Source organism: Burkholderia sp. MSHR3999, from assembly GCF_000833595.1.
GTDB lineage: Bacteria > Pseudomonadota > Gammaproteobacteria > Burkholderiales > Burkholderiaceae > Burkholderia > Burkholderia ubonensis.
Map to the genome: position 1 here is coordinate 558424 of NZ_JRFO01000005.1, position 14061 is coordinate 572484.

At 63.8% G+C, this 14061-nt stretch carries 8 protein-coding genes; all 8 read right to left on the bottom strand.

All coding sequences use genetic code 11. The features are described 5' to 3' along the window. Positions 1 to 295: 295 nt before the first annotated feature. A complete protein-coding gene (locus KY49_RS16115) occupies positions 296 to 3544 on the bottom strand; it encodes an ATP-binding protein (RefSeq protein ID WP_042585602.1) in 3249 nt (1082 codons plus the stop codon). Beyond that, a complete protein-coding gene (locus tag KY49_RS16120; RefSeq protein WP_010094192.1) occupies positions 3544 to 4209 on the bottom strand; it encodes a response regulator transcription factor in 666 nt (221 codons plus the stop codon). Before KY49_RS16120 ends, KY49_RS16115 begins: the two co-directional genes overlap by 1 nt. Positions 4210 to 4423: 214 nt before the next feature. After that, entirely contained in the window at positions 4424 to 4948 is a 525-nt protein-coding gene (locus KY49_RS16125; RefSeq protein WP_231636438.1) for a hypothetical protein, read from the bottom strand. Positions 4949 to 5655: 707 nt separating this feature from the next. After that, on the bottom strand, positions 5656 to 8547 hold the full coding sequence (gene bpaC, locus KY49_RS16130; protein WP_042585604.1) for a trimeric autotransporter adhesin BpaC: 2892 nt from the start codon (positions 8545 to 8547) through the stop codon (positions 5656 to 5658). Positions 8548 to 9105: 558 nt separating this feature from the next. Continuing rightward, positions 9106 to 10080, bottom strand: a complete 975-nt coding sequence (locus tag KY49_RS16135) for a fimbrial protein (RefSeq protein ID WP_042585605.1) — start codon at positions 10078 to 10080, stop codon at positions 9106 to 9108. Then, a complete protein-coding gene (locus KY49_RS16140) occupies positions 10071 to 12572 on the bottom strand; it encodes a fimbria/pilus outer membrane usher protein (protein WP_042585606.1) in 2502 nt (833 codons plus the stop codon). Before KY49_RS16140 ends, KY49_RS16135 begins: the two co-directional genes overlap by 10 nt. 57 nt (positions 12573 to 12629) lie before the next feature. After that, on the bottom strand, positions 12630 to 13400 hold the full coding sequence (locus KY49_RS16145; RefSeq protein WP_042585607.1) for a fimbrial biogenesis chaperone: 771 nt from the start codon (positions 13398 to 13400) through the stop codon (positions 12630 to 12632). A gap of 101 nt (positions 13401 to 13501) precedes the next feature. After that, positions 13502 to 14032, bottom strand: a complete 531-nt coding sequence (locus KY49_RS16150; RefSeq protein WP_052495729.1) for a fimbrial protein — start codon at positions 14030 to 14032, stop codon at positions 13502 to 13504. Positions 14033 to 14061 lie beyond the last annotated feature (29 nt).

Genomic DNA, 14061 nt, shown 5'->3' on the forward strand with positions numbered 1-14061 from the left:
AATGCGCCCCAGCCACGCGTGATGCCCGCTTCCATATCACTCTCCCAAAGACGCCGCCGTTGCAGCGTCGCACATCGCGACTTCGCGGCCGCCGGAAAACGGCCTCGCCGCACGACGCCGACGCCCGCCGATCCAATCGCCCGTCAAATCTTCAGGAAACGTTAAATCAAGTTGCGGGCAGGGAGAATCACAAATCTTCGAATTCGAGTCGAAATCGGCGGCGCCGAGCGAAAACCCGCGCAGCGCCGCCGCGGGGGCGAGCGCCCCCGATCCGCCGGGACCGCTGCCCCGACGGTCAATCGCTCGTCAGCGCCGCCACCATCCGCTCGAGCACATCCCGAATGGCCAGCGCCTGCAGCTCGATCTCGCGGTTCCATTCAGCGGACTCGCGCGCGTAGGTCCGCAGCTCCTGGCATTGCTCATGCAGCGCGGAAGGCCCGAGGACCGCGATGCCGCCCGTTACGCCGTGAAGCCAGCGCCGCAGTTTCGGCAGCGCGCGTTCGCGCAGGATCGCGTCGAATTCCGCCAGCTCCCCGCCGGCCTGTGCGACGAACGCCCGCGCGTACGCGGCCGGCACGTCGGGAACGTCCGGCAGATCGTCCTGCACGTCGTCTTCGACACGCTCGCCCGTCGGCGCGCTGCAACTTGCGCGCACGACCGTCTCGAGCCGATCGAGCGGCACCGGCTTCGCGAGGTAATCCGTGAAGCCGCGCGCCCGGCCGTCCGCGACGTCTTCCGGCCGCGCGCTCGCGCTGACCGCGTACACCGGCATCGTCATGCCGAGCTTTCTCATTTCGGCGAGCAGTTGGAAACCGTCCATCACCGGCATGTCGATGTCGGTCATCACGACGTCCACCGGCTCCTTCGACAGCAGCGCGAGCGCCTCCTCGCCGTTCTTCGCCTCGAGGACCCGCGCGCCGAGCGTCGTCAGCTGATCGAACAGAAGGCTGCGATTGAGAAGATTGTCCTCGGCGATCAGCACCGTGATTCCAGCCTCCATCCCTTTCGGCGCCTGCCCGGTGTCGACGAGCGCCGTGCGGCCGGCGGCGAGCATGTGCGTCGCGGATTTCAGTCCCGCCAGGCTATATATGCTGATTTCCACGCCGCCCTCGTCGCGCCGTCTCGGCACGAGCGGGCCGGCCTGGCCGACCCATACGATCGAGTCCGGCCTTCTCCACCACGACAGCACGTCGGCCGGCGCGAATTCGTCGGTGACGATCAGGAAGTCGTGCGCGTCCGCGTCGATCGGGTCGGCGGGATTCGCGAGAGCCGTCACGGCCGTGACGCCCGGGTCGAACAGATTGGTCAGCCATTCGAGATTTTCCTGCGCTCGACCGAGCACGGCGACCCGGCGATAGGGAAGCGTCCAGCACGCGTTGCTCGAATCGCCCTCCGACGCGGCGAGCGGCAGCGCCACCGCGATCCGGGTTCCCACGCCGACGGTGCTTTCCAGATCGATGCGCCCCTTCATCAACTCGCAAAGGCGCGCGCAGATCGACAATCCGAGGCCGGTGCCGCGCGCCTGCCTCAGTCGATTGCTGTCACCCTGCGTAAAAGGCAGGAAGAGCCGGTGTTTCAGGTCGTCCGGGATGCCGATGCCGGAATCCGTCACGCTGATTTCGAGCGCGCCGGCATGCCAGCCGGCGCGCAGCACGATCTTGCCCGACGGCGTGAACTTCAGCGCGTTGCTCAGCAGATTGTTCACGATCTGCGATACCCGGACCGGATCGAAGTAGAGCCGCGCGGGCAGGCTGCGCTCGAACACCATGTAGAACTTCAATCCCTGCTGTGTCGCGAGCGGCGCGTGCGAGAGCGCCAGCCGGTCGAGCAGATCGGCGATGTTCGACCACTCCTCCATCAGGCTCAGCTCGCCGACGTCGATCTTCGAGAAATCGAGGACGTCGTTGACGATCTGCATCAAACCGCGAGCCGACGTTTCCATCGCCTTCACGCGCGCCTGCTGCTCGGGTGCGAGCGGCCCGCGCGCGACCAGTTCGATGTTGCCCACGAGCGATGACAGCGGCGTGCGGATTTCGTGGCTCATCGACGCGAAGAACGCCACTTTCGCCTTCGCCGCAGCGTCGCTCGTCAGCTTCGCCTCGCGCAGCAGGATCTCCGCCTGGTGGTGCGAGGTCATGTCCGTGATCGCGCAAAAGAACACTTCCTGCGCATTCAGCGTCGCGGGCGCGTACGTGATTTCGATGTGGACCGCGGCATGCCCGGCGCGCGACAGCGTGAACGGGAACTGGAAAATGCGTGCGTCGTCCGATGGCGTGTCCTGCGCGGCCAGCGACGATTCGAACGCGGTTTGCAGCGCCTGCGGCAAATGCCGGTCGGAAAGCCGCAAGCCGAGCATCGTGCGTGCGATCGGATTGGCGACGACGACTTCCAGCGTCGCGCGCCGCACGATGCACAACCCGACCGGCGTCGCATGAACCAGCAGGTGGTTGAGCATTTCGCTTTCGAGCGCGCGCGACGCCTCCTCGTAAATGCGCGTCAGGAACCGGTAGTTCCAGTATCGGAATGCGACGAACAGCAACACGATCAGCACGAGCGTCGCGCCGCCGATGAGACTCAGCTCGTACCTCATCGACCGCAGTTGCAGATCGAGCGGAAGCAGATACGTCATGTGCCCGAAGCCGGAGAACGGCGCGGGACGGCGCAGGGCCCACCCGAAGCCGGGAACCCAGTGATACAGGCCGTCCTGCTTCCCGACGAGTCGCTCGTCGACCTTCCGAACCGTTTCCGAATCGCCGGCGTTCACGAGCGGCACGCCGTCCGAATCCACGACGACCGGCTGCTGCACGCGGCCCGCGGGATCGGTCGGCGAAGCGAGGCTGTTGAGGTCCACGCTCGTCAAGACGAGCCCATAGAGCCGGTCGTCCTTGAACACGACGGACACGCCGATCATGTGAAGCTCTTCGCCGCTTTCGCCACTTCCGACCGCGAACCAGAGGATTCGCTTCTTGCGCGCGGCCTCCAGCGGATCCAGGCTGCGCGTCTTGTACCGCTCGAGCACGGCCGAAACGAGTTCGCCAGGCGTGCTGGAATGAAGCGCGTTCAGGTCGCCCGCCGGAAACAGATGCCCGTAGCCGACCGCACCGTCGGCCGTGACCATTTCGATGCTCGGCGTCTGCCCCGAGTTGGCCAGCAACTGCACCGTGTAATCGCAGCTCTCGCGCAGGATCGCATCGTCGCGGGCGTTATGGGCCATCGGCGTGCATGCGTTCGGCACCGGCACGCTCAGCGCCGAAGGCGCGCCGTTCATCCGAAGCTGCAGCACGAGGCTCGCCGTCGTCAACATCATGCGGCGCTGCAGGAACACGTCGACCACTTCCTTTTCGTGGATGCGCGCGTTTTGCTCTTCCTGCCGGAAAGCCGTCTGGAACAATCCGGTGATGGTCATGGCCGCGATACTGAGGGCCGCCGAGACGAGCAGCACGATGACGATCGCGAAGACCCGTCGTTCGCGCTTCAAGTTGGACTCGAGCGAATAGAACTTCCTCAGCGGCGACCCATCGAGCTTTTGCAGAAGTCCTTGCATCAGAGCAGTCCTTGCTCTCGGGCGCAGTTGATGAGATCGACGTTGGTGTCCACGTGCAGCTTGCGCATCGCCGAACGCTTTTGCGTCGACACGGTCCCGAGCGAGCGGTTCAGCGTCCGGGCGATGTCCGTGAGCGACATGCCGCCGATGAACAGCCGCACGACTTCCAGTTCCTTCGGCGTCAGCGCGTTGAACGCCGCTTCGCCGGGCCTGACGCTGCCGACGACCGCGAGCCGGTGGGCCATGCCGGCCGACAACGACTGGCCGACGCCGCGCGCAACGTTCAGACATACTCGCCCGAGCTCGGCAATCTCCTCCTCCTTGCCGACGAGCCCCGCCACGCCCATGCGGCACAGCTGGCTGATCACCCCGCTGTTGGTCAGCATCGTGAACACGATGATCGGGGTGCGCTCGTACGCCCTCATCAGATGCGAGATCAAACGCAAGCCGTCCTTGTCGTCATCCGCCTGATGCATCGTGAAGTCGGTGACGACGAGATTGACCTCTTGCTCGCGCATCGCGGACAGCAGTGCGTCTCCCGACGAAACCGACGCCACGACCCGAAATCCCGGCAGCGAGTTGACGTAGTCCGTCACCGCACGGAGAACGATCGGGTGATCGTCGGCCACGACGACGCTTCTTGTATGTAAGGCAACGCTGGACATAGCGGCTCCGAAAAAAACGAAAAGCGCCCGAGTGGCGCGCGAACAATGTCCAACGCGCCCTCATGCGCATTCCATGCCAAACGAAAACGATTGCCTGCTTGCGTGCGTATCGCTCGCGAGCACGATTCGCTCGAATGCGGCGGCACTGGCGCTGGTCCGGTCGCCGCTTCGCGCCGCGAATCGATTTCGAGTCGCCCGTGCTTCCATTGCACATTCACTCTTTCACTTTGCTTTCGCTTTCACGCGGCAGCGCTTCGCTCGAATAGGCTTGCCCCGGCTGCCAGGACGAGCGTTCGGCCTCATCTGCTCCACGCATGAATGGGCAATTCGTGTTGTAGCAGCTTACCCGAAACACACCCATCTGCCTTGATTTAAAAACACATTCAACCGTCTTAACGCCATCAAATCCCACCGGCAGCGGCAAATCCGCGTCGTCAGGTTGATTCGAATAGCACGAGGCTGTCTTCGCATCGTGGCTGCGGCCGCGCCGGCGTGACATTCGCACCATCATGAAGACGAAAAAGCCGATGCCGAGCAACATGGCTTCGATGAGCAAAACGAAAGCCACGATCATCCATCCGGTCAAGATGTCGACGTACCAGAGCGAAATCAGGAGGACGCAGAACCCGATGAAAATGAGCGGCACCAGTAGAAAAGTCCATTGAGAAATCCGATCCCACGAATCCTCGAATCGCGCATGCGAACGAGTCGTCGATCGAATCGACGTCGGCTGCTCCATCAAACAAATCTCCCATCGACCGCGCCGCGAAAGTCGCGCGACGCAATTGCCCAATACGATCCCGATCCGGAGATAAAAAGTGCCCGCTCGTCAAATCGAGCGAGCATCGGCATGATTTAAAATTTCACGCATTTCCACACCGGTCTTTGACGAAGATAGACGCGCATCCGGGCGGCGAAAATAATAGAGTTCCGAAAAAGCGCCGCGAGTGGAGATCGACGAGCCCCTGGCCGGACGCTTCCGCTCGAACATGTCCGGCGAACTTCCGGATCGCGTTCGATCGCACATCTCCTCTGGAGTCCGAAATCAGCCCGATTCACGCTCGCGCTTTCGCGCGCGCGTGCGACGCAATGGCATCCGTCGCCGGACGATCTTGCGTGCCGCCGATACCTGCTGTCGCTCGACGGCTGCATCCGGATCCACTTTTCGCTTTTCTCTCGATCGGATGCGTCGCATGTATTCAACGTAGCGGCCGTGCTGCGACCGATATCCATTTATATGCGAACGCACATTGGACGAACATCAAAGAAATTAGAATTTCGATGCGCGGCGGCGCCCGACACAATCAGGCCGAGTGCGTGGCGGGCTTCGCGCGATGCGAGAAACGACGAATGACGTAATAGAGCCGTCGCATGCGTGCATGCGACGGCCCGGACGACGCCCCGCGGGCCAGGCGTCGTGCGCCGGCCCGCGGGATCGCCGCGCGGTTACCACTGATACGACATGCCGGCGCCCCACACGTAGTTGCTGCCGCTGTAGCTCACGCCCGTCTTCACCTTGACGTTCTGGGTGATGCGCGCGGTCGCGCCGAGCGCGGACGCCTGGTAGCCCTTGAAGTTGGCCGTGCCGATGCCCACTGCCAGCGTCTTGCCCGGATCCACGTCCGGAATCATCGTCAACGCGGTCGCGGCTGCGATACCCGAATAGGCGTCGCGTGCGATCGAATCGATCCGGCCTTGCATGCCTGACACGGCGCTGTTCAGCTGGCCGACGTTGACGGCGTCGGTTGCATTGACGCCGGCGGCGACGTTGGTGATCCTGCGCTCGCTGCCTGCGGAACCGACCGACACCGTGTTGGCCTCCGACGCAACCGAACCGGTGCCGAGCGCGACCGAATTCGACCCCGACGCCACCGCACCCTGACCGATGGCAACACTGCCCGCGCCCGTCGCGCTCGAGTCCGTGCCGTACGCGGAACTGTTCGCGCCGGACGCGATTGCGCCGGCACCCGTCGCGACGCTGTTGGCGCCCGACGCGACCGCGTTTCCGCCCAGCGCCGTGCTCGAATCGCCGGTAGCGGACGCATTCGTGCCAGCAGCGGTGCTCGTCGTACCGGAAGCGACCGTGTTGACGCCGATGGCCGTGCTGTTGTCGCCGGCTGCCGCCGCATTCTCACCAAATGCCGAGCTGCTGGTGCCGGATGCGGTCGAATTCGCGCCGTTTGCCGTGCTGTTCTCGCCGGTCGCCGATGCGTTCGCACCGCTCGCCGTGCTGTTGCTGCCTGACGCCGCCGAGTCCGCGCCCGTCGCCGTGCTGTTCTCGCCAGTTGCCGATGCGTTCGTGCCGCTCGCCGTGCTGTTCTCGCCCGACGCCGATGCGTTCGTGCCATTAGCCGTGCTGTTGCTACCCGACGCCGCCGAGTCCGCGCCCGTCGCCGTGCTGTTCTCGCCAGTTGCCGATGCGTTCGTGCCGCTCGCCGTGCTGTTCTCGCCCGACGCGGTCGAGTTCGCGCCATTGGCCGTGCTGTTCGTTCCCGATGCTACCGAGTCCGCGCCCGTCGCCGTGCTGTTCTCACCCGTCGCCGATGCGTTCGTGCCGCTCGCCGTGCTGTTGTCGCCCGACGCGGTCGAGTTCGCGCCATTGGCCGTGCTGTTCGTTCCCGATGCTGCCGAGTCAGCGCCCGTCGCCGTGCTGTTTTCGCCAGTTGCCGATGCGTTCGTGCCGCTCGCCGTGCTGTTCTCGCCCGTCGCCGATGCGTTCGTGCCGCTCGCCGTGCTGTTATCGCCCGACGCGGTCGAGTTCGCACCATTGGCCGTGCTGTTGCTGCCCGAGGCCGTCGAGTCCGCACCCGTTGCCGTGCTGTTCTCGCCGGTCGCCGATGCGTTCGTGCCATTAGCCGTGCTGTTGCTACCCGACGCCGCCGAGTCCGTGCCCGTTGCCGTGCTGTTCTCACCCGTCGCCGACGCGTTCGTCCCGCTCGCCGTACTGTTCTCGCCCGAAGCAGTCGAGTTCGCGCCATTGGCCGTGCTGTTGCTACCCGAGGCCGCCGAGTCCGTACCCGTCGCCGTGCTGTTCTCACCCGTCGCCGACGCGTTCGTCCCGCTCGCCGTGCTGTTGTCGCCGGACGCGGTCGAGTTCGCACCGTTGGCCGTGCTGTTCGTGCCCGACGCGGTCGCGTTGTCACCGTTCGCGGTGCTGTTATTGCCCGACGCGGTTTTTCCCGCGTCTGCCGTGACGCTGCCTTGCAGATCCGACACCGAGGTGCTGAGCGACGAGACTTGCGACGTCAGCAGATCGTACTGTTGCGAGAATTCCTGCTGGAACGCGTAAAGCTGCGAACCGTTGACCGCATCCGTGCTGGTCGCGGCAATCTTCCCCGCCGCCACGTTCGTCAGGAGAACCGGCGTCGTGACGCCCGCGCCGCCGAAGGTGATCGTCGACTTCGACGAGTCGTCGTAGGACACGACGTTATCCATCGACGTCTGCAGGCCGGCCAGATTCGCATTGACCGTGCTGAGGCTCGTCGACAGCGACGTCACATTGTCTGCCGTGCCGAACAGCGACGTCGACAACGACGCGATGCCGTCAGTGACGGTGGAAAGTCCCGTCGTCGTGCTGGTCGAAAGCGACGCCAACTGGCTGACGTTGACCGCGTCCGTATCGTTGACGCCGGCGGCCACGCCCGTCAGCGTGCGCGCGCCCTGGCCGCCCGTGAAATCCACCGTCAGGCCCGGCGAATCGGCACCGACCGTGATCGCCCCGGTCGTTGCATTTTGCGTGACGACGCCCACGCCAAGCGAAAGCATGCTCGTCGAAAGCGAAGTGATGCTGGATGCCGTCGACGTCGACAACGAGGTCAACTGGGACATGTTGACCGCATCGGTCGAATTGACACCGGCCGCGAGCCCACTGAGCAATACGCCGCCGGTCGCATTCGACATCGTCAACACGTTGCCGTTGATGCCGCCCGTCCGGAAATAAATGCTCCCCGCACTGCCGTCGAGAACCACCTGCGTGTCGTCCGCGGTCAGCCCGACCCAATTCGTCTTGCTGCCCGTAACCATGCCTTGTACCCAACCGGCCGAATTACAACCATTAGCGAACCAGCCGCCACTACCTGACGTATTGTTGCTACTACCGTCGTACGTCAAGCACACGCCGGCGTTATTCGCAGCCATTGCCTCCCCGGCGAACGGCCCGACCACGCCCATCGCAACCAGCGATGCAGCGCCCAGAAGCGAAAGCTTGAGCACTTTTTTCAGCCCACCAGCGGATTCCACGACGCTCGAAGCGCGGCCACCGCGCGCCACTGCGTGCTCCGACGCCGCAACCCAAGTACGCGTCTCTTCGCACCAGACCGATTTGAAAATCTTGTTCATGAACTACTCCTCGCAATATTAGTTTCGTACTGCTATACGAATAAAAGGATCGGAAACGCCGATTCGGGTCTGCGACGTGTCGCTTGAAGATGCGGCGAATATGGAGTCGATCGAAGTTGCGGATTGATTGTCGGGCGCTCGTGCCATCCGAATGCGCACCGCCCCGCACCTTCGATTCTCATCATCAAAGATACAGAGACGCGACTTTCGGATATATCTCAAAACTTCGAAAGAACCCGCCACACGCCGAAACGCGCGAAGTTCAGCCTTTCGCGTGCGGCGTGTCGTCGCACCGATTATTCATTCGCAAAACGAAATTTCTATTTTCATTCGACCCTTGACGAACGAAAATCATTCGCACTGCCACTTCATTTCACACTGGCAATTCTGGAGGGTTCATGCGCTCGCGAATCGGCGAGCAGCAAGCACGGCGATGCGAACGCGCGCCGCCATCGCGGCGCGTGCTCGCACCAACCGGATCATCGGCAACGAATCAAGCAGCGGTCGGACGCAACCGCGAATGCGCGCGAGCGGATTCTTCCGTTACGACGGAATGAGTCACTTGTAGCTGATGGTGAACGTCGCGATGCCGTGTGCAGCGCCTGGCGTCACCACGCTGCCGGTCTGGTAATAGCGCGCCGTCATCGGAATCGCCAGCGTCGCGCCCGCAGTTGCACTGCCGGCATCGATAACGGAGCCGAACGTCACCGGCGAGCCGTTCATCAGCAATTGAATGCCGACGCCCGTCGCCGCCGCGGCGCCCTGCGTGATCGCCAGAACGCCCGGCGCGCCGGACGCGTCTGACGTCGCCGCGAACGTGAGCGAGATGTTGTATGCACCGGCCGGCTGCGTACACGTCATGCCGATGCTGAAACTTCGATCCGCGAAAGTCGAGCCGGCTCCGGTGAAGCGGTCGACGCGCACGTCGCCTAGAGGAACGGTCATGCTGCGCGATCCTGCGTCGACGTCGCAGGTATAGGAAACGAACGAAATGCCGGTCAGCCCGCGAATGTAGTGCGAACCCTTTTTATAGTTCGTATTGCTGTCCAGATAGAACGCGGGGATATCCGCCGCGCTGACAACGCCTTGCGCCGGCGTCGCGCCCGTCTTCCTCAGTTCCAGGTCGACGGTCCCGCTCGCATAGCCAGCCTTGCCTCCCAGATCGACGACCATCGGACTCTTGATTTGCTGCGCGGTGTCGCCGCCCTGTCCCGCGTAGGTCAGCCAGAATGTCAATCCGTATTGCTGAAGCATCGAGTTCAAGTCGGCGCGCCAAACGTAAATATTGCTGGTATCGAAAGGCCAGCCCACCGTGCAATGGGTGTTGAACGCAATCCCGCTCTGGCTCCACAACACCGTCCCCACTGGCGCATCGGACGCCACTGCGATGGCGGGAAGCGTGACGAGGGTCTTGTCGCCTTCGCAGGTGGCCGCGTGCGCGCCGACCGGCAGCACGACAACGACGGGCCAGAAAGCGAGCATCGACCAATACCGGCCAAGACATCGAACACATCGTTCGCGTGTCAATCGCATGTCGCCTCCGCGGCAGGATACGCGTCGCCCGCCCCTTTCCCGGGCAGCGAGTAATGCACCCGGCATCGGTTCTGCCGATCCGCGCCCCAGCGAACGACGAAATGTCCGTCAGCAGCCGGCAAGCCGGCCACGAACGCCTCGCCGTCCATCCCGACGACGCCGAGCGCCTGCCCTTCGTCGTTCTCGGCTATCGCGCCCTGCGGCGGAGACAAGCCGTCAGCGCGCGTCAACGAGAACATGGCCCGGAAGCCGACGACCGAATCGAAGCGGGTTTGAACGACCGCCGCGCGAGTCGGCACGACCTCGCTCACCGGGTTCCGGATCTCCACGTCCCGCGGCATGCGGCGCTGATCGACGACGATGCGATTGACGCGATATGGATTCAAACGCGGAATCACCGCTTCGCCGGCCCGATTCGTGGTCACGCCAGGGTGCATTTCGAAGTGAACGCCCCGCACGTTCGGCACGTCCACGATCGCCACGGTATCGCCGAGCGGTTGCGTGAACAACAATCCGGTTCCATGCCACAGCATGCCGCCGGCTGCCGTGAACGCGGCCTGCGTATATCCGCGGCCGCTGCCGATCGACGCGTCGTAGCGGCCGAACGGCGCGAGGTAACTCGTCGATGCCGAGCCGCTGACGTCCGACTGATTGGAATGCGCGACGCCCACACTGTAGTTCAGACGCTGATCGCTGCTGCTGCCGCCGACCGTCATCTGCTGGTTCACGTGGTTCTCGTTGTTTCGGCTGACGAAGTACGAAACGTTCGCGCTGCCGCCGGCCGTTGCGCGCGTTCGCGCGCCGCCGGAAAGCACCTCCAGCGGCATCGACAGCGACAACGACACGTTCCAGCTCGACGGCACGCCGCTTCCTTTGCTGTAGGCCGAATAGACCCCGTAGCTGGCGCGCCCCCAGGTTCCGCTGTGCCCGAGCTGATACACGGTGCTGTGCGCCGCACTGCCCCAGTAGGTCTGCACGACCACCGTCGCGTACATCGAGCCGAACCGGCCGAGACGCTGGTTCACCGTGCCTTCGAGACGCTGGTGTTTGGCGCCCAGCACGGCGGGCTCGCTGCCGTCGCGCAATTGCACCGCATCGGCGAAGCTTCGATAGCCCGCGCTGGAGTAACGGTACGCGAGCAATCGGAAATCCGTGCCCCAACTGCTCACGGCCTTCGCGTAAAGTACGCGAAAGGCATGCCCCGACACCGTGCTGCTGTCGGCCAGATCGACCGCGCTGCGCGCGTGCGTCACGTCGAACGATACCGCGCCGATGTTGCCGAGATTCTTGCCGACGCCGACGAGCGCCGCTTGATACATGCCGGCCCCGATGAACCCGCCGTACAGGGAGAATTCTGCCGGCAGGCCGCGTGCGACCGTCGCCATCGCGAAGCTCGGATGCGAGCCTGAAATGCCGTCGCGATACCGCCCCGCCGTGACGTTGTAGCGCCACGAACCGTCGCGCAGCAGCATCGGCACGGCGGAATACGGTTGCGTGAATGTCGTGACGTGCCCGTCGGCCTCGGTGATCGTCACTTCCAGATTCCCCGACGACGACGTCGGATAGAGATCGTCGATCGTGAATGGTCCGGGAGGCACGTAGGTGCTGTAGATGACGAAACCATTCTGCTTGATCGTCACCTGCGCATTGGTCTGCGCGACGCCGTGCACGGTGGGCGCGTAGCCCCGCAGGCTATCGGGCAGCATGGTCTCGTCGGTATTGAGCTGCACGCCGAGAAACTGAAAGCCGTCGAAAATGTTGGCGGGCGTGGTGCCTTCGCCGGCCATCAGCCGGCTGTTCCAGTCGGCGATGTCGCGCTGCGCGAACGTATTGATGACCTGAAAACGATTCCGGCCATCGAGCCCCCGCAGGAACGACGACGTATGCGATACCCGCCAGGCGCCCAGATTGATGCCGCCGCGCAGCCCCGCGTACAACGTCGTACGCGAATTGGCTGACGCGAAATTGCCGCCCGCATACTGGGCGGCGCTGAGTTGATAGTCGAGCAGCGCAGCGTCGATGCCCTGATCCCAGCGCGCCGGGTCCACCGATCCGCGCGCGCGGCGCTTCAACGCAGCCTGGGGTATCGTGACGTTCAACTGCAGCCGGTAGCTGTCGAAGTCGATCCGGGCGTAAGGAACGCTGGCGGCGATATCGACGCATGCGTCTTCGCCGGCTTGCGCCAGCCTCGGAAACGCGGCCACGTCGACGCCCCACTCGTCGAACATCCTGGCGGTCAGGCAGGGAAGCGCGTCCTCCCGTCCTTCATATGTGCCGGTGGCCCCGAATGCGACGTCACGCCGATCGATCGCCTCGCCGTTCACAAGGACCGAGACCAAATAGACGCCCGGCAGCACGCGGTTCGAGGTCGCGTACACGGAAAGATCGGCCCCGCCCTGGCCGCCGCCCAATTCGAGAAAGGCGGGATCGAACTCGAGCGCCGGTTCGCCGCGAGCGGTCGCCGAAAGCGCCGTCAACACGGCTGCCAGCATGGTCACACGTATGCGCGAAAGGCTGATATCGGCGCCGCGATGCCGAATCATCGCGCCTTACTGCTGCGATGCCTCGGGCGAACCGGCCGGTTGCGCCGTCACTTCCGTCGCCGGCGTGACGGCGCCGTAATCGTTGATGGTGGTATAGCTGAATTTGACGGGGCCGAGTTGCGAGACAGCCTTCGACGGAATCGGAACGATCAGGTCGCTCCTGGGATTCACCATGTCCGCGTTGATGCTTGCGTTCTGCTCGGCGTGAAGCTCGATAGTCGAAAAGGTCACGTGATACGGCGTCGGGTTGCTGACTTTCAACGCCACCCCTTTCCCGATCGGGCTTGCCACGACTGACCACTTGAGTTGCGACGGCGCGTCGGCCGCGTGCCCCGCCAGCCCCGCCGGCCGATAAAAGAGCTTGATGCGCGTAAGCACGGCAATCCTGAGCGTGTTGACGTCCGCCTTGCGCTTCTCGGTGGGCGGAATCTCCTTCACATTGATCCAGTAGACGGACTCGACGTCCTGCGGCAAGCCGGCGCCGCGCTTCACATAGCGCACGCCGACGATCTGTTCCTTGCCGCCGTCCAGCCGGAAGAGCGGCGGCGTGACCGTAAACGGCATTCGGCGCGTATTGCCGTTTCCATCGTCGACGAAGATCTGGATCACATACGGCGTCTCGCCCTTGTTCCGCACGGCGACCGACGCATCGCGCACATCGACTTTCGCATCGAAAATCACCCGTGTGCCGCCCACCTGGATGCCTGCGTGGGCGGCGGCGCCGCTCAGGGCAAGAAGGGTGGCAAAAGCGACATGACAAACGATAGACAGGCGCATGCTTCGTCTCTCTTCGTGAAAACCGCGGCCTCGGCGCCGCGTCAAGGAAAACGGTCTTTGTATCCTCGCACGCTCGCAGGCGAGTCGATATTCGACGCGCGCTACTTATATGTCAGTGCGAATAGCGCCGTGGCATTGGCTGCACCGCCAGTCACGGTCGCGGACGTCGCAATGTAACGCGCCGCGAAATTGAACGTATTGTCGCCCTCGGCAATCGTGTAGGCCTTGCTGCTCGAGCCGATGCTGATCGGCGTGCCGGCGTCGTCGACGAGCTGTAATGCAACCCCGCCCGCGCCACCGACCGTCGTTTGGAGCGCCGTGGGATTGGCGCTGTCCGTCGTACCCGTGAAGAGCACCGTCGCACCCGTCGTCGATGCACCGCAATTCTTGAGGACAATCTTGAACGCGGTGGCGCCGGTCGTCGATCCTACGCCATTGAAGTCGTTCGCGAAGACCTTGCCCATGGTCACAGCGTTGCTCGTAGCGGTTGTATCGATTTCGCACGGAACATCGGTAATGCTGCCGGTGAAATTGATGGTGCCGGTCGTGGCGGTCTGCGAGTAAGCCGCTCCTATATGGAGCATCGCCAGCAGAACGGCTGCGAGATTGCACTGCATTCGCCTTGCCTGCATCCCTACCCCCTACGATCCGTATAGATGAA